The organism is Shewanella sp. SM21, assembly GCF_025654335.1.
GTDB classification, from domain to species: Bacteria; Pseudomonadota; Gammaproteobacteria; order Enterobacterales; family Shewanellaceae; genus Shewanella; species Shewanella oncorhynchi.
The window spans coordinates 66,175-91,880 of record NZ_JAKKRL010000018.1; the positions used below are offsets into that span (position 1 = coordinate 66,175).

21 protein-coding genes, 1 tRNA gene and 1 pseudogene are annotated in these 25,706 nt (G+C 43.3%); 11 read left to right on the plus strand and 12 right to left on the minus strand.

The window, feature by feature from the left end; translation table 11 throughout:
- The first annotated feature begins 41 nt into the window (after positions 1-41).
- From parE to parC, 3 genes are read left to right on the plus strand one after another with little or no spacing between them, the layout of a single operon-like run.
- Entirely contained in the window at positions 42-1,928 is a 1,887-nt protein-coding gene (parE, locus tag L5L94_RS19685; RefSeq protein WP_105251473.1) for a DNA topoisomerase IV subunit B, read from the plus strand.
- A gap of 52 nt (positions 1,929-1,980) precedes the next feature.
- A complete protein-coding gene (locus tag L5L94_RS19690; RefSeq protein ID WP_105251474.1) occupies positions 1,981-3,153 on the plus strand; it encodes a PQQ-dependent sugar dehydrogenase in 1,173 nt (390 codons plus the stop codon).
- Entirely contained in the window at positions 3,146-5,422 is a 2,277-nt protein-coding gene (parC, locus tag L5L94_RS19695) for a DNA topoisomerase IV subunit A (protein ID WP_198573784.1), read from the plus strand. Before L5L94_RS19690 ends, parC begins: the two co-directional genes overlap by 8 nt.
- Positions 5,423-5,588: 166 nt before the next feature.
- Here the strand turns inward: parC and L5L94_RS19700 are convergent, their stop codons facing one another.
- Together L5L94_RS19700 and L5L94_RS19705 are read right to left on the minus strand one after the other, a co-directional pair.
- A complete protein-coding gene (locus L5L94_RS19700; RefSeq protein WP_105251476.1) occupies positions 5,589-6,647 on the minus strand; it encodes a porin in 1,059 nt (352 codons plus the stop codon).
- A 435-nt stretch (positions 6,648-7,082) separates the two neighbouring features.
- Complete coding sequence (locus L5L94_RS19705) at positions 7,083-8,147, minus strand: porin (RefSeq protein ID WP_263164702.1); 1,065 nt, start codon at positions 8,145-8,147, stop codon at positions 7,083-7,085.
- A gap of 426 nt (positions 8,148-8,573) precedes the next feature.
- Between L5L94_RS19705 and tcdA the strand changes: the two genes are divergently transcribed.
- On the plus strand, positions 8,574-9,383 hold the full coding sequence (tcdA, locus tag L5L94_RS19710; RefSeq protein ID WP_263164703.1) for a tRNA cyclic N6-threonylcarbamoyladenosine(37) synthase TcdA: 810 nt from the start codon (positions 8,574-8,576) through the stop codon (positions 9,381-9,383).
- An 86-nt stretch (positions 9,384-9,469) separates the two neighbouring features.
- Here the strand turns inward: tcdA and L5L94_RS19715 are convergent, their stop codons facing one another.
- Entirely contained in the window at positions 9,470-11,095 is a 1,626-nt protein-coding gene (locus L5L94_RS19715; protein ID WP_105251479.1) for an ATP-binding protein, read from the minus strand.
- A 168-nt stretch (positions 11,096-11,263) separates the two neighbouring features.
- Between L5L94_RS19715 and L5L94_RS19720 the strand changes: the two genes are divergently transcribed.
- On the plus strand, positions 11,264-11,875 hold the full coding sequence (locus L5L94_RS19720) for a superinfection exclusion B family protein (protein ID WP_105251480.1): 612 nt from the start codon (positions 11,264-11,266) through the stop codon (positions 11,873-11,875).
- 141 nt (positions 11,876-12,016) lie between these two features.
- On the opposite strand, the gene L5L94_RS19725 is transcribed toward L5L94_RS19720, so the two are convergent.
- Positions 12,017-12,148 carry a DUF3149 domain-containing protein gene (locus L5L94_RS19725; protein ID WP_105251481.1) on the minus strand — a complete coding sequence of 44 codons (132 nt, stop codon included), beginning with the start codon at positions 12,146-12,148 and terminating at the stop codon, positions 12,017-12,019.
- 311 nt (positions 12,149-12,459) lie between these two features.
- Between L5L94_RS19725 and L5L94_RS19730 the strand changes: the two genes are divergently transcribed.
- Together L5L94_RS19730 and L5L94_RS19735 are read left to right on the plus strand one after the other, a co-directional pair.
- Positions 12,460-14,049 (plus strand): bacteriohemerythrin, encoded by a 1,590-nt coding sequence (locus tag L5L94_RS19730; protein WP_198573513.1) that lies wholly within the window; start codon positions 12,460-12,462, stop codon positions 14,047-14,049.
- A 289-nt stretch (positions 14,050-14,338) separates the two neighbouring features.
- Positions 14,339-14,425, plus strand: a tRNA-Leu gene (locus L5L94_RS19735).
- A gap of 129 nt (positions 14,426-14,554) precedes the next feature.
- Here the strand turns inward: L5L94_RS19735 and L5L94_RS19740 are convergent.
- The 8 genes and pseudogenes from L5L94_RS19740 to L5L94_RS19775 form a co-directional block, all read right to left on the minus strand.
- Positions 14,555-14,887, minus strand: a complete 333-nt coding sequence (locus L5L94_RS19740) for a YegP family protein (protein WP_011847750.1) — start codon at positions 14,885-14,887, stop codon at positions 14,555-14,557.
- A 131-nt stretch (positions 14,888-15,018) separates the two neighbouring features.
- On the minus strand, positions 15,019-15,423 hold the full coding sequence (locus L5L94_RS19745) for a DUF2787 domain-containing protein (protein WP_263164706.1): 405 nt from the start codon (positions 15,421-15,423) through the stop codon (positions 15,019-15,021).
- A gap of 19 nt (positions 15,424-15,442) precedes the next feature.
- Entirely contained in the window at positions 15,443-15,886 is a 444-nt protein-coding gene (locus L5L94_RS19750) for a JAB domain-containing protein (protein WP_263164708.1), read from the minus strand.
- A 69-nt stretch (positions 15,887-15,955) separates the two neighbouring features.
- A pseudogene (locus tag L5L94_RS19755) lies at positions 15,956-16,492 on the minus strand (hypothetical protein); the annotation flags it as partial.
- 12 nt (positions 16,493-16,504) lie between these two features.
- A complete protein-coding gene (locus L5L94_RS19760; RefSeq protein ID WP_263164711.1) occupies positions 16,505-18,538 on the minus strand; it encodes an AAA family ATPase in 2,034 nt (677 codons plus the stop codon).
- Entirely contained in the window at positions 18,535-19,470 is a 936-nt protein-coding gene (locus L5L94_RS19765) for a tyrosine-type recombinase/integrase (RefSeq protein ID WP_263164713.1), read from the minus strand. Before L5L94_RS19765 ends, L5L94_RS19760 begins: the two co-directional genes overlap by 4 nt.
- 137 nt (positions 19,471-19,607) lie before the next feature.
- The gene (locus L5L94_RS19770; protein ID WP_263164715.1) at positions 19,608-20,891 is read right to left on the minus strand and encodes a hypothetical protein; all 1,284 of its coding nucleotides are present in this window, start codon (positions 20,889-20,891) and stop codon (positions 19,608-19,610) included.
- Between the two features lie 95 nt (positions 20,892-20,986).
- The gene (locus tag L5L94_RS19775) at positions 20,987-21,856 is read right to left on the minus strand and encodes a hypothetical protein (RefSeq protein WP_263164716.1); all 870 of its coding nucleotides are present in this window, start codon (positions 21,854-21,856) and stop codon (positions 20,987-20,989) included.
- A 283-nt stretch (positions 21,857-22,139) separates the two neighbouring features.
- Between L5L94_RS19775 and L5L94_RS19780 the strand changes: the two genes are divergently transcribed.
- The 4 genes from L5L94_RS19780 (at position 22,140) to L5L94_RS19795 (ending at position 25,268) form a co-directional block, all read left to right on the plus strand.
- A complete protein-coding gene (locus L5L94_RS19780) occupies positions 22,140-22,976 on the plus strand; it encodes a hypothetical protein (protein ID WP_263164717.1) in 837 nt (278 codons plus the stop codon).
- 335 nt (positions 22,977-23,311) lie between these two features.
- Positions 23,312-23,542: a hypothetical protein gene (locus tag L5L94_RS19785; protein ID WP_263164718.1), complete on the plus strand. Its 231-nt coding sequence runs from the start codon at positions 23,312-23,314 to the stop codon at positions 23,540-23,542.
- 61 nt (positions 23,543-23,603) lie between these two features.
- Positions 23,604-24,011 carry a LexA family protein gene (locus L5L94_RS19790; RefSeq protein WP_263164719.1) on the plus strand — a complete coding sequence of 136 codons (408 nt, stop codon included), beginning with the start codon at positions 23,604-23,606 and terminating at the stop codon, positions 24,009-24,011.
- On the plus strand, positions 24,012-25,268 hold the full coding sequence (locus L5L94_RS19795) for a Y-family DNA polymerase (RefSeq protein WP_263164720.1): 1,257 nt from the start codon (positions 24,012-24,014) through the stop codon (positions 25,266-25,268).
- Positions 25,269-25,706 lie beyond the last annotated feature (438 nt).

Below are 25,706 nucleotides of genomic sequence, written 5' to 3' on the forward strand. Positions count from 1 at the left end.
AGCCGCAACATGGCCGGATATAACAACCTATAGCGTGCCCTATGACAAATCAATACACCTCTGACGCCATTGAAGTTCTCAACGGACTCGATCCTGTTAAACGCCGTCCAGGTATGTATACCGACACCTCCAGACCGAACCATTTGGGCCAAGAGGTCATAGATAACAGTGTCGATGAGGCATTGGCAGGTCACGCGACAAAAATTGAAGTTGTTCTACATACAGATAACTCCCTCGAAGTCACTGATGATGGCCGTGGTATGCCAGTGGATATCCACCCAGAAGAAGGCATTCCTGGGGTTGAGTTAATTCTGACCAAATTGCATGCTGGCGGTAAATTTTCGAATAAAAACTACCAGTTCTCCGGTGGTTTACACGGTGTTGGTATCTCGGTGGTTAACGCTTTGTCGCGCCGTGTCGAAGTCACGGTTCGCCGTGATGGCCAAGTGTATGACATCGCTTTTGAAAATGGATTTAAGGTTGAAGATTTACGCCCAACAGGGACCTGTGGTCGTCGTAATACGGGGACTCGAGTGCATTTTTGGCCCGATGCGAGCTATTTTGATTCGGCTAACTTCTCAAATTCAAAACTGATTTATCTGCTTCGTGCTAAAGCGGTACTGTGCCCAGGTTTACGGATCAAATTCACCAATAAACAGACAAACGAAGTCCATGAATGGTTCTATGAAAGCGGCCTAACTGATTATTTAAAGGCGGCTATCGGTGACAATTTAAGATTGCCAGAAGAGCCGTTTGTGGGTTGCTTTAAAGGTCAACTAGAAGCTGCAGATTGGGCCATTACTTGGTTGCCTGAAGGCGGCGAATCTATTGGTGAGAGTTATGTTAACTTAATTCCGACTCCACTGGGTGGTACCCATGTGAATGGTTTCCGCCAAGGTTTATTGGAATCGATGCGCGAATTTTGTGAGTTCAGAAATTTAATTCCCCGTGGCATTAAACTTTCACCTGAAGACATTTGGGATCGCGCCGCGTTTATATTGTCGGTGAAGATGCAAGAACCGCAATTCGCTGGTCAAACAAAAGAAAAGCTTTCTAGTCGCCAATGTGCTGCTTTTGTGTCTGGTGTTGTGCGTGACGCATTCTCACTCTGGTTGAACTCAAATACCGAGTTAGCTGAATCCTTAGCCGAAATGTGCATTAATAATGCCCAGAGCCGCTTAAAGGCCGCCAAAAAAGTGGCCCGCAAAAAGGTGACTTCGGGACCTGCACTGCCGGGTAAGCTGACAGACTGTAGTGGCCAAGATCCGATGCGCGGAGAGTTATTCCTCGTGGAAGGGGATTCTGCGGGTGGTAGTGCTAAACAGGCCCGCGATCGTGAGTTTCAAGCCATCATGCCGCTGCGTGGCAAAATCTTGAATACCTGGGAAGTCGATGCTTCGCAGGTATTAGCTTCACAGGAAGTCCATGATATTTCGGTCGCGATTGGTTGCGATCCCGATAGCAGTGATATCTCTGAATTACGTTATGGCAAGATTTGTATCCTTGCGGATGCCGACTCAGACGGACTGCACATTGCTACCTTGTTATGCGCGCTATTTTTGAAGCATTACCGTATCTTAGTTGAGCAGGGTCATGTGTATATTGCTATGCCGCCGTTGTTCCGTATTGATATCGGCAAAGAGGTGTATTACGCCTTAGATGAGGCAGAAAGAGCGGGTATTTTAGACCGTATTGCCGCTGAGAATAAAAAGGGTAAGGTACAAGTCACCCGCTTTAAGGGCTTGGGTGAGATGAATCCTTTACAACTTCGTGAAACAACGATGGATCCAAACACCCGTCGTTTAGTACAGTTGACGATAGATGACATCGAAGAAACGGATGCTTTGATGGATATGTTGCTCGCTAAGAAGCGTTCGCCGGACCGTAAAAACTGGCTTGAAGATAAGGGTGACATGGCTTTACTTTAATGTTGTGCACTATTGCCGATAACAATAAAACATAGGCATAAAGAAAATTACAATGTTGTATATTAAAACTAATAATTATAATTGCTTAAAGGTGTTTTCTGCCGGTTTTACGCTCTTAGCGAGTGTGACGTTATTGCTCTGCAATAGCGCCTTTGCGGGTTCCCAATCGATCATGATTACCGTCGCTAAGGGGTTTGGTTTATCGCTTTATGCCTCGGATATTGGCGATGCTAAGCAGATGGCGATGGGGGCTAATGGCACTTTATTTGTCGGTTCCAATAAGAGCGGCACTATCCATGCTCTCGTTGATAGTAATCAAGATGGTCGTGTCGATAAGCGCTATGTGATAGCCAAAGGGCTTGAATCACCCGATGCGATTGCATTCCACAATGGTGATTTGTTTGTCGCCACTGAAAATCAAATAGTGCGCTTTGTTGATATTGAGCAAAGATTGCGCCGCCCGAGTCGACCCAAAGAGATTTACAGTGACTTACCTTACTCAGAGAAGAAAAGTTCTCGGGCAATTAATTTTGGCCCAGATGGCCGTTTATATGTGTCTATTGGTGCGCCCTGTAACGTCTGTGAAGCGCCAGTGCCTTACAGTAGTATCATAGCGATCAATGTTGATACTGGCGCGAGTGAGCAGATTGCGGCTGGTGTGCGTGATGCAAGTGGATTTGATTGGTCGCCAATAGACAAAAAATTATGGTTTGCCGATCAAGGACGTGATTGGATGGGGGACAACTTGCCACCCGATGAGATTAACCGCATCGATGTGATAGGGAGTCATTATGGCTTTCCTTATTTGCATGCCAGTAGTGTTGTCGAACCTGCCTATGAAAAACCGAAAAACTTAAAAATCACTCTGCCAATGTATGAGTTGCCAGCCCATGTTGCACCCACGGGACTTGCATTTTATCGCGGCAGTCAATTTCCCGATATTTACCATAATCAGTTGTTTGTCGCCGAAAATGGCTCGTGGAATCGTTCGAGTAAAGTTGGCTATCAAGTAGTTATGCTTAAGATTGAAGATCAAAAAGTGGTGAGTCGTGAAACGGTTGTTAGTTTCCTTGACGGTGAATTTCCCGTTGCTCGACCCTTTGCGCTGTTATCGGCATCCGATGGTGCTATGTACATCTCCGATGATTTAAAAGGTAACGTGTATCGCTTGTTTTATAAGGGCGATAGTACTGAAGAAACACAGGAACTAGAAGAAAATGAGTGACGCTATCAAGTTAAGTCTCGATGGGGTAGAGCAAATGCCATTGCGGCGCTTTACCGAAGAGGCTTATCTGAACTATTCCATGTACGTCATTATGGACCGAGCCCTGCCACACATTGGGGATGGACTTAAACCGGTACAGCGTCGAATTATCTATGCGATGAGTGAGTTAGGTTTGTCGGCTCAATCTAAGCATAAAAAGTCGGCTCGTACGGTTGGTGACGTATTAGGTAAATACCATCCTCACGGCGATAGTGCCTGTTATGAGGCTATGGTATTGATGGCGCAGCCATTTTCATATCGCTACCCGTTAGTTGATGGCCAAGGTAACTGGGGTGCCCCCGATGATCCTAAGTCATTTGCGGCTATGCGTTATACCGAAGCACGTCTCTCTAAATTCTCTGAAGTGTTACTCAGTGAACTGGGACAAGGTACGGTTGAATGGGGTGCTAACTTCGATGGCACTTTGAAGGAACCTAAAGTACTGCCTGCACGTTTACCGCATATCTTACTCAATGGTATTACTGGTATTGCCGTAGGTATGGCGACGGATATTCCGCCGCATAACGTGAGAGAATTGGTCTCCGCCTGCGTAGCATTGCTCGATGATCCTAAGCTTGAACTCGAGCAATTGATGGCCTTTGTACCAGGCCCTGATTATCCAACTGAAGCCGAGATTATTACCCCGTCTGCCGATATTGCAAAAATTTATGAGTCGGGCCGTGGGTCATTAAGAGCACGTGCAGTTTACACAGTTGATGGCGGTGAAATCATCATCACTGCGCTGCCACATCAAGCCAGTAGCGGTAAAATCTTAGAGCAAATCGCCGGTCAAATGCAGGCGAAGAAATTGCCTATGGTGGCCGATTTACGCGATGAGTCGGATCATGAAAACCCAGTGCGTCTTGTGGTGGTGCCGCGCTCCAATCGCGTCGATTGCGATCAACTGATGGCGCATTTGTTTGCCACCACGGATTTAGAAAAGAGCTTTAGAGTTAACTTAAACGTGCTGGGTCTCGATGGACGTCCGCGAGTTAAAGGGTTGAAAACTTTATTAACTGAGTGGTTAGAGTTCCGCGTTGATACGGTTAAACGTCGTTTAGAATATCGTTTAGACAAGGTGGTATCGCGGTTACATATACTCGAAGCCCTAATGATCGCTTTCCTCAACATTGATGAAGTGATCGAGATTATTCGTTTTCACGATGATCCTAAAGCTGAGTTGATGGCCCGTTTTTCACTCAGTGATAAACAAGCTGAATCGATCCTCGAGTTAAAGTTACGGCATTTAGCTAAGTTAGAAGAATTTAAGATCACGGCCGAACAAAATGAGCTTGAAGCCGAACGCGAAAAACTGGAGCAGTTATTGGGCTCAGAGCGTCGCTTGAAGACGTTGATCAAGAAAGAATTAATTCAAGATGCGGAAACCTATGGCGATAATCGTCGCTCGCCAATCGTATTGCGTAATGAGTCTAAAGCATTAACTGAACAAGAGTTAACGCCGACAGAAGCCGTGACTGTTGTCTTATCTGAAAAAGGTTGGGTGCGTTGTGCTAAGGGTCACGATATCGATCCTTTGTCGCTCTCCTATAAGTCTGGCGACCAATATCTATGTAGCGCGATGGGACGTAGCAATCAGGCCGCAGTGTTTATTGATTCGTCTGGGCGGGCTTTTGCGACGGATAGCCATACTCTGCCATCGGCCCGTAGCCAAGGTGAGCCTATTACGACTCGCTTCAATATGGCACCTGGCGAAACCATGCAGCATGTGTTGATGGGTGAAGAAGACCAATGTTACTTGTTAGCTACGGATGCAGGTTACGGTTTTATTTGTTCATACAACGATATGGTGTCGCGCAATAAGGCAGGTAAAGCCTTGCTGAGTCTACCAACAAACGCTAAATCATTAACGCCTAAGTTGATCGACCGCACTAAAGAAATGTCACTGCTAGCGATCACAAACGAAGGGCGGATGTTACTGTTTTCGCTAGAAGCGTTACCGCAATTATCCAAGGGTAAAGGTAATAAAATTATTGGCATACCAACCGAAAGAGCCAAGAATCGCGATGAACTTATGACACATTTACAATTAGTGCCAAGTGATACGCCGGTTACCCTGTGGGCAGGTAAGCGCAAGCTCACACTGAAGCCAAGCGATCTTGAACATTATCGAGGTGAACGTGGTCGTCGTGGTGCAAAATTGCCTAGAGGATTACAACGTGTCGATAGCGTTGAATTAGGTGACGGCGGTGATGCTTTAGCGAGCATCTAATGCTTTGTCATGGTTTCAATGCTGTAAAGAATTAAATGGGTTAACTAAAACCACCTTAGTTTGGCTTAGGTGGTTTTTTATTTTTGGTGCTTTTGGATTAGATTTGAGACATAAAAAAACCTACTGTATTACTACAGTAGGTTTTTATTATCTCTTAGGTAAGAGATTAGAAGTCGTAACGTACGCCTACAGAGAATACGTTGTCATCTTGTAGATCTGTTTTAGCATTAGCAACAGTAAAATCACCACGGTACATAGCGTATTGACCATAGATCATAGTTGATTTCGCTAAGCGATAATCAGCACCAATGTTGAAGTTTTGGAAATTGATGTCATCAGCACCTTTTACGCCGCCCAGTTTAGTGTAAGCGCCACCTAAACCAGCTTCATCAATGCCGTATTCAGCCTTCAGGTTTACACCGTTCAGATCATAAGAAACGTTAACAAAGTAAGTGTTACCTTCGATGTCATTGTTCACAACATCTTCAGAGTTTTGGAATAAACCACCAACTTTGAATTGGCCGAATTTTGCTTGGCCAACTAAACGGTATGCATCAACACCAGCAATGCCTTTGTTATAGGCTACTGCAGCATAGTAGTTTTGTTCTTTAAACTTGCTGTCACCTAGAGTTGCGCTTAATGCATATAGGCTTTCAGAAGTCTTAGCTGTAGTGTCGTTATCATCAAATTGATAGTTAGCGTTTAATGTCACTAAGCCTGCAATTTTTGGTGAATAGTACCAAGCACCATCGGCAGTACGAGTTTGGGCACTGACTAAACGGTCGATATCGGCGTTAGTGTTACCGAAAATATCCACAGCACCTTCGGCTTGTTTGAATACTGAGTCATTACGACCCACTAACACAGTACCAGCGTTAGTTTTTAAACCTAAGAAAGTGTTACGTGCTTTGAAAACATCACCTGCACCAGAAGTGTTTTCAACTTGGAATTCCATTTGGTAGATAACGTCAAAGCCATCAGCGATTTTTTCTGAACCTTTAACACCTAATAGAGAGAAGTTGTTTTCTAAATAAGTACCTGCGTTATTCTCATCGGCATAGTTTGCTTCTAAGCCGTTAGTACCTGATTGTAGAGTGGCACCTGTGTCAGTATGGGTTAGAGCAAGCTCTAAACGACCATAGAAGCTTGGGCCTTCGGCTAGCGCACCGAATGAAGCCAATGCCAATACTGATGCAACTGATGCAGAGATGAATGTCTTTTTCATGTTTTGTGCTCCCTCGAACCTAAGTTCTTATCCATTTTTCATGGTTTTTGTGTGGTTTAACGCATTTGCTACCTGAGTCGGTAACAAAGTTGCCGCCGATTTTTACAGTTTTACGACTCGCAGGCTGTGGCGCAGATCATGTTTTTGGCTCTCCTTGCCTATATTCGGGCCATTTCTGGGATCTTTCCTTATATCTTGACTGCAAATTTACCTGAAAGGGGTAAAACTCTATTTTTCACTTACTACTTAAGTGGTAGGTAAGGCGGATTGCCTTAGATAGTGCGTCGGCGAGGGTAACTGTAGCATATACTAATGCTGTAGCAAGTCTGTCATATTGGTTATAGATTTGTGTTTGGGGGCGATATCTAAGCAGAAAAAGCGGCCGAAGCCGCTTTTTTATCAATAAATAACCTTGGGGTTAGTTGATTAATCTATTTAAAAATCAACGCGTAAACCGACAGTAAAGATGTTGTCATTCAGGTCTTGCTTCACATCGGCCAACATAAGATCACCATCGAAGCGCGTGTAGTGACCATAGACCATAGTCTTAGTGCTCAGGCGGTAATCAGCCCCCACACTGAACTGTTGCAGGTCAACATCACGGACCAGTTCTAGGCCACTGTTGTCTTGGTCACCAACATAACGGCTCACGTACTTGCCTAGACCTGAGTCATCTTTGCCGTACATCATCTTTAGTTTTAAGTCGCCAATTAAGTAGGCTGCGTTGACAAAATAGGTATCGCCTGAGAGATTGGCAAACTTATCATCCACATGCTCACTGTGTTGATATAAGGCACCTAAGATTACGTCACCGAATTTAGCTTGGGCCACACCACGGTAGGCTTCGACGTTATCAATACCATCACTATAGGCGGCAGCGACATAGTAGTTTTGTGCTTTAAAGGCTTTATCCCCTAAGGTGGCGCTCAGAGCATACATTTGATCTTTGCTATACACGTCGTTGCCATTGCTATCCACTTGGTCATAGTTATCACTCATCAGATAAGTGGCATTAAGCGTCACGAGATCGGCAATTTTAGGTGAATAGTAAGAAATGCCATCGGCTGAGCGTGTTTGGCCTGCAACCAGTAAGTCGATATCAGCATTGGTATTACCGAAAAGATCGAAGCTACCTTCAGCTGATTTAAATACGGTATCGTTACGGCCTACTAAGGCCGTACCTGCGGCACTTCTGATCCCTAGGAATGTATTACGGGCATTGAAGGTTTTATTTGAGTTGTCAAAGTTTTCGACACCAAATTCCATTTGATAAATGATGTCAAAGTAAGGGCTTACAGCTTCAGAACCTTTTACGCCTAACCAAGAGAAGTTGTTTTCAAGAACAGTGCCCTCCTTTTGGTTTTGAGTTGCATAACCTGTGTCTGAATTGGTAATGGCAAGATCAGCATGACCATAGAATTCAGGGCCATCGGCGAGTGCTGTGAATGAATAGAGTGTGAGGCTAGAAATAATAGCCGTCGTCAGTAGATTCTTTTTCATCTTCATTTTCCTGTGCTTATCGCTGTTATATGCATTGATAACTTCAGTATCTATGCATGCTGTTGAGCTTTTATGCGGCAAAGTCTGCACAGACTTGAAATGATAAAGTGTGATCTTGATCAAGTTTCATATAAAGGATGGCTTATTCAACATATTGTTTTACAAGTGAAATACATGTTTTTATTAAGTCGATTACCAAATGACTCGGTGGTAAATGATGGGCCTTTGCTTTTATTACACTCATTTAGTATTCGTATCCCTTTGCATCTAGTGTTTGGTGGCTGAGGATCTGATTTCGGTTTATGTCGATATCGTTTAGAATCCACGGCACATTTCTGGTGTTGCTATTAAGCTGCCCCTGTTGGCATCCATTCGATGCTAGGGCAAGCGCTCCTGCTGTTATTGGGTAATATAAGGTAAGTATTTATGACTGAGGCCTATCTAAATCGATTTGGCGGAATTGGCCGTTTGTATGGACAAAAGGCGTTGGCTAAATTTGCCACATCCCACGTGGTGGTGATTGGTATTGGTGGCGTAGGTACTTGGGCGGCAGAGGCCTTAGCGCGAAGCGGCATCGGACAGATAAGCTTGATGGATTTAGACGATATCTGTGTCACTAACACTAACCGTCAAATACATGCTCTTAGCTCCACCATCGGCGGTTCTAAAGTTGCTGTGATGGCACAACGGATCCGTGAAATTAATCCTGATTGTCAAGTGAATGAAATTGAAGATTTTATTACATTGGATAATCTAGGCGAGTATTTGCTTGGAGCTAAAGAGGGTGGCAATATTGATTATGTTATTGATTGTATTGATGCCGTTAAGCAGAAGGCTGCGTTAATTGCTTGGTGTAAACGTCAAAAAATTAAGATAGTGACAGTGGGCGGTGCGGGCGGGCAGACAGATCCGACGCAAATTCAGTTAACTGATCTCGCTAAAACCTACCAAGATCCTTTGCTAGCCAAAGTGCGTAATATTTTGCGCCGCGAGTATAACTTCTCTAAAAACCTGCAACGCCGGTTTGCTATCGATGCTGTTTTTTCCAGTGAGCAGTTAGTGTATCCCCAAGCCGATGGCTCAGTTTGCGGTACTAAAGCGGCGGCTGATGGCAGCATGAGGATGGATTGTGCTTCTGGTTTTGGGGCTGTGACTATGGTCACTGGGACATTTGGTTTTGTGGCGGCAAGTCGCGTATTAGCGCGATTGGCACAGCAGGCTCAAGAGGCGGTTTAAACTCTTAACCTAGATTCAGTCAAGATATCACCGCTTTCAAGGGCGGTGATGCCCCTTCAATATTATGTAATTTCATTAGGTTATACCTAGATATAAAAATCTTGTTGATTATTGACTGGTTCACATTGAGTGTATGGAAATTTAATATCAAATTGTGGGCCGCCTAGTTTTGAGTCTGCGCGATAACTCATAGTGCCTTTCAACAGTGTTGCGGCATTAAAGGCCGCTGATAATCCTAAGCCAGTACCACCTTTATTACGATTTGTAGTAAAGAAGGGTTCGAACATGTGCTCAGCAACATCTGCTGGAATGGCTAAGCCATTATTTTGAATGCTGATTTGAATTGATTCTTCATCCAAAGTCGCACTAATGTGGATAAGATTGTCTTCATGTCCTTGGAATGCATGGGTAAAGGCGTTCGAGAGAATATTACTAACAATTTGATTTAACAAACTGATATTGGTTTTGATATTGAGTGTAGGCTCCACGTTGATCTCCGTTGAGGCGTTAACATTGGGATGCATAATTAATGTCGACTCTAGGATTTCATGTAGCTGCTGGTTTAGATTACAGCATTGGTGTTCTTCATGACTGCGGTCGATGGCGATCGTTTTAAATTTTTGAATTAAACTACTGGCTTTAGTGATATTACGGACAATGAGTTCACAGCTTTCTTGGTACTCATTAAGTATTTCATTTATCTCATCTAGTGTGGCTTGATCGCTGTGGATCAGGTCGATCAGTTCTTCAATATGGCTGAGCTGCGCACTCGCCGCCGTCAAACAAATGCCAATTGGGGTGTTTATCTCATGGGCAACCCCTGACACGAGTCCACCCAAGGCCGCCATTTTTTCTTGCTCAACTAAAACCTGTTGTGCTCGTTTTAGTGCGCTAAGGGATTGTTCTAACTCTAGTGTTCTTTCTTTTACTTGCCTTGCGAGCTCTTCTTTATAGCTACGTTCGAGCTTGAGTAGCCGCTCTCTATCTTCTAAGGCTATTTGCAGTTCCGTCTTAGAATTCTTTAAGGCGCTAAATGAGCTTCTAAGTTGTACTTGCATGCTATTGATGGAATCGGCGACTTGTTTGAATTCATCAATTTTTTCATGACGATCAAATTGTAGTGGCTCGTATTCATGGTCTATGTCGATATTTTTGCAGTATTGGCTGAGTTTATCTAAGTGTTTAGTAATGTTGAACCACACTAAAAATAGAATAAACCCAGCCACTAAGAAGGTTTTAATGCCATTAGAAAGCAGAATGATAATGGCCTTATCATACAAGCGTTGATAGATAGCATCGACATCGACTTGTATTTCGAGTGTGCCGACATTGATGTTTTCAGTTGGTGATTTATAGACTAAGGGAAAGGTTTTATCTAAGGAGTGTTCTTGTTTTTGCTCGCCTGCATTCCATGCTTGGCCGCTGTCATCTTTAATCGAAATATAGTTAATATCGGGCAGCTGAATTAGCCCATTGAGCTGAGTGTTAATGAGCCGCTCGTCAATAACCCAAATACTGGCGGCGAGCACATCTAAGTTCACCTTTTCCATGTTGGAAAATACTCTATCGATACGCACTACATCATTGCGATAATCACTGATCAACTGATACGCAGTGGTGATTAAGGTGATAACAGAACTAAAAAGTACAATAGACAGGGTAAGGTGCCTGCCTATGGGGCTTTTGATAAGTTGGCTAAAGAATGTCAGCATCTTAAATTTTCTTTATGCAATAGCGGCTTGAGATGCTTATAAGCATAGACCTACAGATCCAGAAAGTGCATTTTCTCGCAGATAAAATCAACGAAATATGTCTTAATTTGTGGCATTAAATTTGCTTATTAGCCGATAAGTTCAATTTTTTGTCACTGGGATAGCACTATGTTTAAACTCAAGCTGGATTCAGTTAAGTTTTTTAGCCCGAAGAAAATGATGTTTAGAGTCATGCTGTGGCTTATGGTGAGTTGTTCTGTCTTACTTCTTATTCCTCCTAATGTGCTGGCAGTGCTGGCGCTCGATAAATTTGTGCCAGAACATGCACAGTTTGTTGGATTAGGTCTAATCGTTTCTATCGCTTACTTTTTGAGTCAATTAATTAACTTAGGCTTAGATGAGTCTATCCGTCATTTAAGTGATAAGCGCGTTATTGAGACGATTGAAGCTAAAGTGAATCTACTTGATCCCGCTGAGCGAGCTTTAGTGAGGGAATTCTTTCTTCAAGGCGCCACGATTTTGACTCTGCCGCAAAATGAACCCGCTGTAAAAAGTTTAGTGAATGCCTGCATCTTAGAAAAGCTCGGTAACGAGCGCCATTATGCGATTCAGGGACCGACCGCCGACTATAAGATTGCCATGAAAGCGCGTATGTACCTTAACCGTGATGTGCTGCGTTTGCCAGCAGGTGAGCCGAGCCAAGAAGAAATGCAGTCGTTGATTAAGGCGCGTCCGCAATTTTTGAATGGATTAGTACAAAACAGAAAACACGCAGCATAGGCGTGTTCTACCTCACTCGGATGAGTGCTAGCGATGTTTTAGTTAGCATTTTTAACATACGAGACAACAAAAAATGGGGGTGATAAGACCCCCTAGATTTTGCATTTATACAAGAAATATGAAGAACAACTGGAGCAAAAACTATGGTTTCGGTGCCGACTTCACAATGAACATCCAAGTGATATAAGACACTATCCCTATTGTGCTAAAGATAACGATCATTGAAAGTAAGCCTATGGGGTTACCAAACATCAGATCTAACCAAAATGCCATGACTGAAATCCTCTTTCCTGTGAAGTCCTCGCTAAATTAGCGGTATTCGATAGCTAAAATACTGATCTCGATCAATAAAAAATCGACATAGGAATACAAAGTCATAACCCTTAGTTAACTCTGTGATCTTGGTCAAATTTAAGAGTATGCTTAACAGCGACGAGTTCAAATAATTTAGCTTTGTTTCTTCTTCCGTTAGCGTCTAGGATTAACCTATTCAACTCGATCGATATTCAGTTAACGCGCTATTCCATTTATTCGTTCTTGTTTTTATATGAAGGCGCGATATCAGTTTTTTAAAGGAGTAAAAAATGGATTCTAAAAAAAGTCACAAGGATTCAATGGGATATAATTCTATCTTTGCGCCACTATTGTTGCTGATTTATCCCCTCTATTGTTTGGTGATCACAGGGCACTTTGTTGCCATTTTGTGTTTAAGCGCGCTCGCCGCCATTTTAGTGTTCAACATCAATAAATTAATCCGTAATTTGAGACAACTTGAGCGTGCAGCACACCACTTAGGCGAGGGAGATTTGAGTTATCAATTGGAAGAGAAAGATGCGGGTGTGTTCATTAAGGTAGTACATAACATTAATCGCATGGGTGAGGATGTCAGCCGTACGATTTTGTCTTTATCTGATACCTGTGAAGGGATGAAAAAAGTCGCCTCGGATATCAAGGTTATCAGTGAACAGGCAAAGCAAGGCGTGTTAGAGCAAGAGCATCAAACTGAACTGGCAGCCAGTGCGATGACGCAGATGGTTTCAAGCGTACAAGCTGTATCGCAAAATGCGGTGAGTGCTGCGCAGGCAGCTGATATTGCCCAAAGTTCTGCTAAGCGCGGTGATCAAATCATGAATGGCATAGTCACTAAAATTGGCGCTATGTCGCAACAGATCCATGATACTCGAACCGTGATCGAGCACTTGGCCGCCGACAGCAACAATATCAGTAGTATTATCGAAACGATTTCGCAGGTGGCCGAACAGACCAATTTACTCGCTTTAAATGCTGCCATTGAAAGTGCGAGAGCGGGTGAACATGGTCGCGGTTTTGCTGTAGTCGCCGATGAAGTGCGTAATCTCGCTAAACGAACATCCGAAGCCACGGTTGAGATCCAGCAGCAAATCGCCGCATTACAAAAAGGCGCACAACATGGTGTTGAAGTCATGTTGAAAAACGTGGCGATTGCCGACGAAACGGCTGATATGGTTGATCAAGCTCACAGTGCACTCGGGCAGATTGTCGCTCAGGTGGAGACCATTACCGATATGTCCCACCAAATCGCCACGGCATCGGGACAGCAACATACAGTAGCAGAGGAAATTAATAAAAATATCAGTGTGATGGCTGAGCTAGCCCTGAGTAATGCCTCCCACACCAACAACACTAACTTATCGAGTTTGAAAGTGTATAACATGTCGCAGGAAATTGGCTCCTTGCTGCATCGATTCCATGTGAATGCGGCATTTTTTAATTCGAGTCAGGCGCAAAATAAACTCTTTGTGAAATGGGGGCCTGAGTTAGACATAGGAATGCCAGAGATCAATCGTCAACATCAGCGCTTAGTCTCATTGATCAATGAATTACACCGCACATTAAATGAAGAGTATGGACTCGAAGCCATCAAACGTATCGTGCAAGGGTTAGTAGATTACACGGCCAATCACTTTGCCTATGAAGAGGAACTCTTTGCGCGTTTTGGTTACCCTCAAACTGACAGCCACAAGGAAAAACACGGCAAGTTAGTAGGGCAAGTACTTGATTTTCAAAAGCGAGTTGTTAGAGGTGAAGATGTTGCCGACGAATTAATGGCTTTCTTGAAAGCTTGGTTGGTAAACCATATTCAAAAAAGTGATAAAGAATATACCGCTTTTTTATTATCCCATGGCGCAGAATAACCCCAAGAGCATGATTTTTGAGCGGTTAAATGCAATTTGTATTAAAGTCGCGGCAAAAGACTTGCCATTGTCATAAGCAAAGGTATAATTCCCAGCACTTAGAGACAGCCAGTTGTTTTGATTGTTTCTAAGTGCATATTTGATATGCCAGTGTGGTGAAATCGGTAGACACAGGGGATTCAAAAGTCACAGTGTCTACGGTTTAGTGTCACTAAGCTGATGATATAAATAGTTATTTTTAAAAAGTTCACTTGCAAAGATTTGCAAAGTTTTATAGATTGAAGATTATGCCAGTGTGGTGAAATCGGTAGACACACGGGATTCAAAATCCCGCGCCCTTAAAAGCGTGCCAGTTCGAGTCTGGCCACTGGTACCACTTCAAAGCCGACCTTAGCGTCGGTTTTTTTGTATCTAAAATTCAGTCATGTTAGATACTTACCAACTCGCTACTTTGCTAGAGTTCATCATTCACCTTCCAGCAAAGCACCACACTGGGCATGCTTGCCTAGGTCAAATCTTTAATGGTGGTTGTTTTACCATTTTCCATCACCGACTTAATCCCGTTATCTCTTGCAGCAGTGCTCGAATACATTTGGCTGGTGCCTATGATTTGATGGTTGGCTGCTTTGAGGTTGAAATACGGCTTCTCGTTTTTAGCTACTTCTTTGGCGTATCGGGCTTCGATAGGGGAGTTGGTTTGCACGGATTCAATACCGTTCAACGCACCACTCTTACCTGTGTAAAGCTCGCTGGTGAGAATGACCTCTCCATTTCCCGCCTTTAATACAAACTTAAATTGCTCATTACTGCTTTTACTTAATTCATACCATCCTGACATGGGTTTACTCCTTATTCTTTAAGACAGTCCATAGCGCAAGCAAGGAAGACATTTCCTGCTTGAGCATCAGTGTAGTCGACTTTAGCGTGTTTAATAGGTGACATTTGCGGCGGTTTTGAGTGTTTTGAGGGTTAATCTGCCGACACACTGACATTAAAAACGTCTAACTCCTGCCAATAGCATAGGAAGTTTTGCTCCCATATCGGGTAAAACGCTACTGCTGCTTCAATGACTAGTAGGCCACTAATGCTTTGAAATACGCCGCAGCTAAAGTCAAAGTCCAGTTCTTTAACCAACTCCCATTGTCCCATTTGGCCGACATAGCAAAAGTCGGTGATATAGCATAACTGCCAGTGCTCGGCGTGTTTCTCTAGCCTTATCTCCACAGGATGAAAGCCACCCCGTTGTGGGCTGTAATCTGGATCACGAAAGTTAATCGTCACGGCATTGTCGGCTTGGTTACTGATAAACGGGGTTAATGCCAATAGCAGTCTGTCAGAGACAGGCAAGGCCAACTCTTTGTTGATGGTATTCATCTTGTGTCCTTAGTCGGTGTTAGAACAAATCGGAGTGGGTTTCGCGAAGGCTGGTAAAGCGGTTAAGGCCAATAATCACATGGTCGAGGACATTGATATCCAGCGCTTTGGCGCACTCAATGACTTTACGGGTGAATTGAATATCGCTAGTGCTTGGTGTTGGATCGCCTGAAGGATGGTTATGAACAAGGATAACGCTGGGCATATTGAGAATAACTGCCGTGCGTAACACTTCGACGGGTCGCATACTGATACCGTTCACGGAACCTGTCGCCACGACCTCTACGCAATTAATGGTGTGCTGGGTTGTCAGGTTAGCCACGATAAACATTTCTTTGGTTTCATGCTTAAGGTAGTCAAATACCTGCGCGGTATCTTCAGGCCGTGTGATGGCTTGCTCGGCCAAGGCGCACTGGGTTTCTTTGAACTGATATTTGACATTGATTTCACGGATAATCGCCATGGTCTATCCCTATTGGTGCTAAAGACTCAGGAGAGAAGTGACTTCCTTCTGCTCCTGATAGTGTGTGCACTACTTGGTGGTTTTGGCTGAGGTATCGCTCTTAGCTTCACTCTTTGCGCCTGTGCTGGCCTCAGCGCTAGCCTTAGTTTTCTTGGTCGGGAACTTAGATGCCTTGAGGATGAACTCATCTAGCTCGCCTTTCTCCACGGCATCGATAATCAGCTTGATGGTGTCAGGTAGCAGGGCTTTATCACCGACATCAATGGCAGGTTTATCCTTTACCAGTTCGATAGGTCTAATCCCGATACGGACTTCGAAGTAATAGTGACCCTCACTGTTGTAGTACCATGGGCGCACTGTGATACGGCGGCGTACCTTCTTACGCTCTCCCGTCTCAGGGTCTTTGACACTTTTCTCGCGGTAGGCTTCAAACTCGCTGCCTTGGATAAAGCATTCGGCCATATCCAATTGCTGTTTCAGCTTGTCAGCCAAGCGGGTTCTTTTGCCGATGATAGGTGGCTTAACGGCAATTTCAGGGCGAGCGATAACCTTGAGCGAACTCAATAATGTTGTCATGGGGTGTTCCTTTTCGTGGTTTAGTGGGTTGTGTTGCTGGGTTTAGTTGATAAAGCCAATGCGGCGCGTGGCTTGTTTACGGTTGTTTTCTTGGGTTAACAGGGTAATAGCGGTGGCTCTGTGGTTGTGGTTAGGTTGAAATAACATGCGCCTTGCTACGATAGCGAAGTCGCCGGGCGTTAATTGTTGTAGTGCATGAAGTTGGTCAGCTTCGGTTTGGGTTAACTTAGTGATACCCAATACTTGCTTATACAAGGTCTGGCGCTGGCTTTCAGTCAGATAGTCACAGGTCAGTTTAAAGTCAAAGCGGCGCATCACTGCGCCATCGATTGCGCTGAGTGCGTTAGTTGCTGCAAACACGGGCATGGTGTTGCATTCAAGCTGTGACAACAGTTCGTTGATGAGCTGCACTTCATACTGCGCTTGAGCGCTCTCACGCTGACTGAGCAAGCTATCGACTTCATCAAAGAGCATCAGCTTCTTTGTTCTGTGCGCTTCTCTAAACAGCGCAGCAATGTTCTGCTCGCTCTCACCGACATACTTACTCAGTACATCAGAGCACTTGATGTGCATGATATCTAAGCCATGGGTTTCAGCTAAGTGATGTACCCAACCTGTTTTACCTGTACCTGGGGGACCATTGAGTAACACCCTGACAGGGAGGCTGTTGGCTATCGCGGTGTCGATATCATTGATAATGGACTGCGTATCTTGCCCGTCGATGGCGTTAAGGTTTAAGCAACTCGGGTCAAAGCTGAGCTGGCCCTGATATTTAGCCGCTGGCGGCTCTTCACCACAGGCTTCAAGGGTGGCATCGATAACATCCAATACCACGATTTCAGCCTCATCCCCTGTTAAGGCTAGGGTACTCGCCACATGGGCGGCGTTCGCAATATATGCCGGAGCAGCATTAGATTTGCTGGCTAACACCAAGCGAAACGCATCCGATACCTTAAGTGATTTGAGCATGGTTTTACTCATGGCAAAGCTAAAGGCTTCATCGGGCACAGGGATTTCCATCACTAGCTTAAAGCGGCGTATGTAGCTTGGCTCCAATAGCGATACATGGTTTGTAATCCAAATAGCAGGTACAGGATTGGTTTCCAGTAAGCGCATTAAGCCTTCTTTGGAATAATGCTCATCAGCATGCTTAAACACGCTCTCGCACTCATCGACCAATAACAGGCTTTCATCTGAGCCATCGAGCAAGCTTTGCAGTAGATTAAGGTAGGTTAAGCGTTGGCTAGTCGGCTCTTTACTCAAGAACTCCTCAGTCACTTTACCATCCTCAAACTGCACACTTTGCACTTCCACTAAGCTGCGACGCAGTGCCTTTGCTAAGGTGCGAGATAGCTCGGTCTTGCCTGTACCCGCTGCCCCATACAGTAAAATGTTAACCCCTTTAAGCCGCTGAGCCATGGCAGCCCTTAGATAGCGATACACTAAATCGGCATTCACATGCTCAAATTGCTTAAGCTTGAACTGTGCTGTGGGGCTGTGCTTGATAATCGGCGCGAGCAAGGCTTCACGGCGAGTAAGCTTTTCAGTCACCAGCAATACCCTAAACGGCTCCGGTATTCTCAACAAATGCGGTAGGAGTAATGCTGCTCCCTCAATAAAGCGATTACGGGCTAAAGGTTCTAGCTGCTCATGGATATCATCACTGCTAAGTCCTGTTTCTTGCTCTAACCAATGAATGAGGATATCCGTATCATGGTCAGCTAACAGGTTAAGCAATTCTTTGAGCCCTGCATTGGCATTGAGCACGATGATGAGCACCATCACAGGCTTCATCGCGGCATCAAGTTTAAACAGTTCACACAGAAACCGCGCATTGTGCTGCACCGTTTCTGCCATTAGAGGGTAATTATCTTTTAGCGGAAACAACGCTAGGGTGCTGTCGATATCATGGTTAATGCCATGTTGTAGCTTAATACCCACTAACGAGTTAATCGCATAGGACGGCATATACTCAAAGCCATAATCGACGGCTGACAGTAATAAGTCTTCGGCGATTTGAGTTGCAAGGTAATAACAATGCTTAGCGTGTTTAGCGATGGGTTTGACGTTTATCATCGACTGCCGCGCCCCCGTTTAATGGGTTTATCAGGCGGGATGTAATCCAGCATCGCAGCGGCTTGCTTCATAAACGCATGGTCACGTTTATCGTAAATGGTGGTAGTACTGATATCGGCGTGTCCTGCCATTTGGCGCACGGTATTGATATCCACATTTTGCTCAAGCAAGCGAGTAATAAAGGTACGGCGTAAATCATGGGGTGATACGTTATCCACTCCTAGCTCATACAAGGTCTCTTTAACTAACCGATACAAAGCCGTTGGGGTGGTTGGCTCAGATAACTTAAGCTTGCCAGTTAGCGTTGACTTACACACTAAATAACCCTGCTGGCGCTGACGTAACTTAAGCCATGCCAGCAGATTTTGCTCTACCCACTCAGGTAAGAACAAGGTGCGACTCTTATTACCTTTACCCGCTGCCACGGTCAGGGTATGCAAGTTGGCATCATAGTCATGCAGCATCAACGCCGATAACTCACTGCGGCGCAACCCAGTACCCAAGAACAGACTGAATATCACCAGATTACGGGTAGCAAAGGTGCCTTTTTGCGTTTTGCAGTAATCCAATACCGCGGTCACTTGCTCTGTGCTTAACGGCGTACCTTGATGCTCACCGTGCTTTACTTGATTAATGGTCTGCAAGTTTGCGACTTGCGATAAATCGGCTTTGTTCATCAAGGCCGCCACTTTGACGATGTTCTTAATCGCTATCATGGCGCGGTTGATGGAACGGGCTGACCACTGCGCATGAGTCATCATTGCGCGTATTTGCAGTGCTTGTTGATAGTCAATCTGACACAGCTTGTCATCGAGACTGTCTTCTTGCCACTGCATGAGTCGCGCAATACTGCGCATTTGTGAGCTGATAGAGCGCTGACTATTAATGGACAGGCGGCTCAAATACAGCGCATAGGGGGTCGCTGTAGTCATAGAGAACTCCAGTAAGTGTATAAATTGAATTGTGTTTAGAGGGTTGAACGAGAAGGGAAAAGTGATACTAGAAACACGTTCATAATATCACTTTTGAGCCTAAATTTCAGCCACTGTTTTTGACACGGTTAACTAGGCTAAGCCTTAGGGGATATGATGCACTTTCGTAACTTACGCAGCACTTTCTCTTGCATCGACTTAAACGCTTTGCGATTGATAAACATCGCATGGCGCTGAAGCATGTCACTTCGCGCCATAAAGGCGGCTTCATCATACTCATCTTTCAAATAGATCATTAGTCCATCTCTTAGTGCTAATTTGCGCTCTGCCTCATCTAAGTTGCCGAGTATCTCAGGGCGATAGATTTCGACAGACTTAAACAGGTGACTCATCTTGTGCAGGTCTTGTAATAGCAGAGTACTGCCAGATTGTTGAGGGAGGCAGGCATTTTCGAAACGTGTTACCGTTAACGGATTACTATCTTCATTAATGAGCATAGGAAGCCGATCCTTTGCCTTTTTAGAACTCATCTCTAACAGCTTTTCTGGCTTGCTATAAACGACGATATGGCTATCACCTTGCTTGCAGATGTACATCGTTTGAACAAAGCGCATCCCCTTATTCTCATGCTCACTGTGATTATTAAAATGCTTAACCTTTGGCTTATCGACAATCACCAGTGGTGTAGGAACACACAAAAAGTCAATGGCGATATCGCAACGTGTAACGTTTGCGCCTTTCATCTTGGTTTTATAGTCTTTAATACACTTAGAGCGCTTTAGCAGATAAAAAAACTCGCTAATCTGTTTAGGCGTAAACCGCGCAGGAATAAACTCAATTCTTAGCTTGTTGTGCTTGGTTTTACGATTTTTAGCGTTATCACCAAAGAACATGCGTATCTGCGCTGTCTTATCAGTCTTTAATGAGAATGTCAGTACATCTCTATAGAATTGGCCTTTCTGGCGCTTGGGCTTTGTCTTAGAGCACTTAAACTGACTGTTTTCAAAGATAGACTGAGATTGACTGTATAAATCATCAATCTCATCTTTAGCCACATCCACAGTAATATGCAGCTTATCGACGATCGGATAACACGCCCATGCCTGTGGATTGGCTAATTGAGATTCAAGCAAACGGCTCTGAAGATGCAGACCTTTAATGCTATCAGTGACAGCACCTACAGTGGCATGTTGCAATGCGTATTTGAGCGCTTTAGTGTCCATCACGTTTAGCGCTGTATGCTCGGCTAGACGTTGATGCATAGCCTTAGATACAAACTTGTTATGGCTAACACGATACTGAATGACAGCTTCTAAATAGTTATCTATTGTAATGTGAATATCATTGTTACTGTTATCTAAGTACTTATAACTATTAAACATAGTACTATTAATAGCTGATTTGATTTGGTTGTTATTCATGGTAATGCCTTATTAGATCTATGGGGTTTTACAGCTAAAGCTTAAAGCCGATTCAGTGCTCGCTTAAAACTGAACCAGCCAATGTAGTGAGTTTTTTATTTGCATTTATTTAATTTTTTCTTTAGCATTTTTATTGCTAGCTTTAATATTTTCTCATTACTTCCTGCATTTGTTTTTAAAAAAGCCAAAAAAACCTTTTTGATATTAGTTTTCTCGCAGGATTCATCTGTGAAAAAAAATATAAATTGGTTAAGTGAGGTGCTAAAGGTTTTCTTTGACTCTTTTTTAAAGGCACTTTCTATTTCAGGCGGTGAAACTAGATTTGGTTCGATTACTAGCATGCTGCGCTCACCTGAGCATGAGTATTCTGAGTCAAACATTTCTAAATTGCAGCCCTCTGTCGGCGGGATATCCATATCAACTATATCTTGCGATTCATTTGCGCAGCTATCGTTTTGACGTTCGATTAATATGGTTTTCTCCCGGAGAGCATCAATTGCCTCCTCAACAATTTTTTGAGTATATTTACCTTCGGTAGTCATTTCTTTACCATACTTACTTTCAATCAATAATTTAACTTCATTAATTTCCTCATTATTCAGGTCTGTCATTGCAAGCATTGAGCTATCACTAAATAAATTTATGCCTGCTTGCCCACATATGGAATAGGCAATCTTCGCTGAGCGGGCTTGTTTCCATGCGGCATCGTATGTAATATTCAGCTCATTTTCTACAAACGCTTTGAAAGATGAATAGCCAATATTTTTATAGCCGCCGTTGGTGTAGATTATGTAAAGTATTGATTTTGTTAAATTAGATGAACCAGTTAAAGCCTTGCATAATTTTTTCATTTTCTTTGAGTTTAAAGACACCCCCCCCTCTAGTGCCTTTTTGTTATTGATGATTGTTTTAACAAATTTAAAATCAGGCTCTGAATTAGCGCTTGTAGTTTGATAATGTTTCATGTGTACCTTCTATGTTGTCATCTAACTGTCTATAGTCCTCGCTCCAAAATTCCTCAGTGCCGAGCAATCCTCCGAGCTAAGCTCAATTTAATACAGTCATAATGACTTGTAACCACTTGATTTTTTCATCATTTTAAGTTTTTTAACTTCATTTTATTATTCTGAGACTAGATAAATACCGTTTAAACATATAAACTTCGGTTGCAGGCGTAATAAAGCATTAAAAAATAAATTTATGATAAAAAACATGTTGTTATGCGTTTAATTTCTTTTTGGTTAAAATATGAGCGGATACGGTAGGTTGGGCACGGATAAAAACCCCTATATGGGGTTTGATGAAGAAGAATTTGCTATATACAAATCCTTAAAGACTGGCGAGGTGACTTTAGGCTATGTGGATAAAAGGAGGACTTTGCTCACATTAAACCTGCAAAAAGGACTTTTTGATTATTTAAATAAAAGAAGGAAAAAGATTGTTGACAATGAGGTTAAGTTTATTGATGAATATATGGAAGAGTATAAAGAGTTAAGGAGGATGCATAAAAATACTAACCTTAGATACGGGGTTGAATACTTCAATGGATGGGTCGAACTTTACATTTTGACAAGTCTATTTCCAATTACATTTAAGATGTTTCTTAACTATGGACGAGTTAAAAAGTGCAATTCATGCGAAAATCATCTTAATAAAAGGTTGAAAGTTATAAATGCAACAGTTAAAGCCAAAACTTTGTCAGAAAAAACTAAAGACACCACCAATGAATATGGTGAGTTAAAGCTGGAAAGAAGTAATTACTTCATTTTGATAGACCCATTAACAAATAGTTCTAAAATACAATATTTTGATTGCAGGAAGTCAAATATATGCTTTAATGTAATTAATAGCTTAAAGTCTTACGAGTTATTTATAAAAGACGGTAGTGAACTAAGACGGAATTTTAAACATTTTATAATAGAGTGCTCATTTAAGATTAAATGTATTAGTCATGAGAGAAAGTTCAAAAAAGATAACCATGTTGAGCTATGGGAATATTTTACTTGTAACATCAAGAAGTACTACGTTTTTTATCGTCGATACCTTGATATCAAGAGGAAGCAGAACAATGACCATAAGCACTAGAAATTTCATGTTAATGATGCCATCAAGCAAACGTCAGTTAAGATAACAGAAAATTTAACATCTTTCGACTTTACTTTTTCTCCACCAATTGCGAGCCCGCAATTTATAATTAAATTTTATGAGTGACTTTCATGCACTGTAACGGTTTAGGTGCGTTAATCTATATCGCGAACTTCCTACACTGATGAAAATACTGATAGCTATTGTGGGTAACAGATTTTGGCCTGTTAAGTTAATGCAAAATCACCTTCCGTCCTCCCTTGCTTCAAGAAAAATCTTTGCTATCGTCATATTGATAAAGGTATTTCAATTCTCTGGCTAAGGATGGCTAATTCATGATTTTCCGACCTATACGTGTTCTAGTCACTTCAATCCTGTTAACCTTGTTCGGTTTTATAGTCATGTTTTTATACACATTAATACAGCCACAGTGTATTGATGACTTAGCAGAGATCAGCGAGATTGCAGCCCTCAGAGCTGAACAAGGCTATACCGACCCAATGAACATTGATGTGGCCTTCGATAAAGAGAAGAACCAATGGTGTTACATTGCGGTCGTTGAATAATTCTTGCTAGCTGCCATTCTACGCCTATAATTGCTGTATATAATTACAGTGGTTTATTGCTATGCGTGTTATCCCTATTCCTGCCCGTGCTGGCATTACAGGTTTTGAGTCACCAGCTGCTGAATACACGCAGCTAGGTCTAAGCTTGGATGAGTTATTGATTGACCATCCAAGTTCGACTTTTCTCGCCTTTGCTGAAGGGGATTCGATGCAAGATATCGGCATCTTTGATGGCGATGTACTCATTGTTGACCGCCATGAGACAGTGCGTAATGGCGATGTGATTGTTGCCAGTTTAAATAGGGAGTTTGTTTGCAAAATCATTGATATTCCCCGCCGCTTACTGCTTTCTTCCAATCAACAACACCAGCCTGTCATCATTCACGAATACGATGAATTTAGTATTGAAGGCGTAATCACTCGCTCTATTCGTTGCCACCGTAAAAGTCCCATATTGAGTGAAAAGTAGATGTTTGCGCTAGTCGATGCCAATAGCTTCTACTGTAGCGCGGAACAGGTGTTCCGGCCTGATTGGCGTGGTAAGCCTGTAATTGTACTCAGTAACAACGATGGGATGATTGTTGCTGCCAATAGACAGGCCAAAGAAGCGGGTATTCAGAAGTTTGTGCCTTACTTTCAAGTCAAAGCACTCTGTGCAGAGCGTGGTGTTATTGTCTGTTCGTCTAACTATGAACTGTATGCTGATTTGTCTAGCAAGATGATGGATATCATTGGCCGATTTGCACCTGAGCAACATGTCTACAGTATCGATGAAACCTTCCTGTCGTTTAAGAATTGTTATCCAGCAATAAAGTGTCTGCATACCCAAGGGCAATTGATAAGACGCGCTGTATGGAAAGAAGCTCGTTTACCTGTTTGTGTGGGGATTGCTAAAACCCTGACGCTGGCGAAACTAGCTAACCATGCTGCTAAGAAGATAGAGGGCTATAAAGGTGTCTGTGTTATCGACAATGACCAAGACCGAATCGCTATTTTAAAGCAGCTTGCTGTGGGTGATGTTTGGGGGATTGGTCGTAGGCTTAGTGCTAAGCTCGAACTGATGAATATCCGTACAGCGTTTGACCTCGCTAACATGCCAGCAGGATTAGCCCGTAAACAGTTCAGCATTGAAGTCGAGCGCACAGTACGAGAGCTTAACGGCCAAGTATGCAAGGTGTGGGATGAAGCAAGGGCAGATAAGAAGCAGATTTACTCGACAAGAAGCATGGGTGAGCGCATCACTGATTTTGAGTCATTATTGCAAGCATTGAGTAAGCACGTGGGGATTGCGGCGGCTAAAGCGCGTAAGCAAGGCTCAGTCTGCAAGACTATGCTGTTATTTGCCACTAATTCACCCCATGATGAGCGTCCTGTTAGCTATAAAACAGTGGTGCATTTTCCTTGTCCAACTAACTGTACGGTCGAGCTGACTAAGGCTATATGTGAAGCCGCACCCAAGCTATTTCGTGAAGGTGTACGCTATTACAAGATAGGCGTAGGTTTGATTGACTTAGCGAGCGAGAAACATAGCCAATTAGACTTGTTCAATCCACCGACAGCAAAGCCAGCGCTAATGCTTACACTCGATCACATTAACCAACGCTATGGTAGTGATACCCTGTTTATCGCTGCTCAAGGCATAGAGCATAAATGGGCAATGCGGAGGGACTTATTGACGCCTCAATATACGACTAAGTGGCGAAGTGTACCGCGTATTAAGTGCTAACGAGGTTATGCCCCATTACGCTTCTGCATTGAGATTTTAGGCTAAATCTGACGTACAAAGATTGACCAAATTTAAGTAATGATACAAAGTGGCTGCATAAATAATTGATTTATTGCGTATGACTTTTTAGACATGCTTGAAGCGATAGCTTTGCGGGTGAATTGAGCTTGTACGCAGCCAACGCCAGCCAAATTAAACATTCTCTATGTTGGCGGAATATGGAGAGTTCAGATACAAGGAAGTTAAATAGCCCATCATTATGCGCACTTCTTACGTAATCTGTCACTTACAAAACAAGCCACAGCAACGGACACGGAAAATGCGCGCCGTTGCGTTATGATCGTTAGGCCCCAAGGAGCATTTTCAGAGCCATGCCATACGTTCTCGCGGATGAATTATTCAGAACCAAGGAAAACGTCACGACCCGTTGTCGCGAGA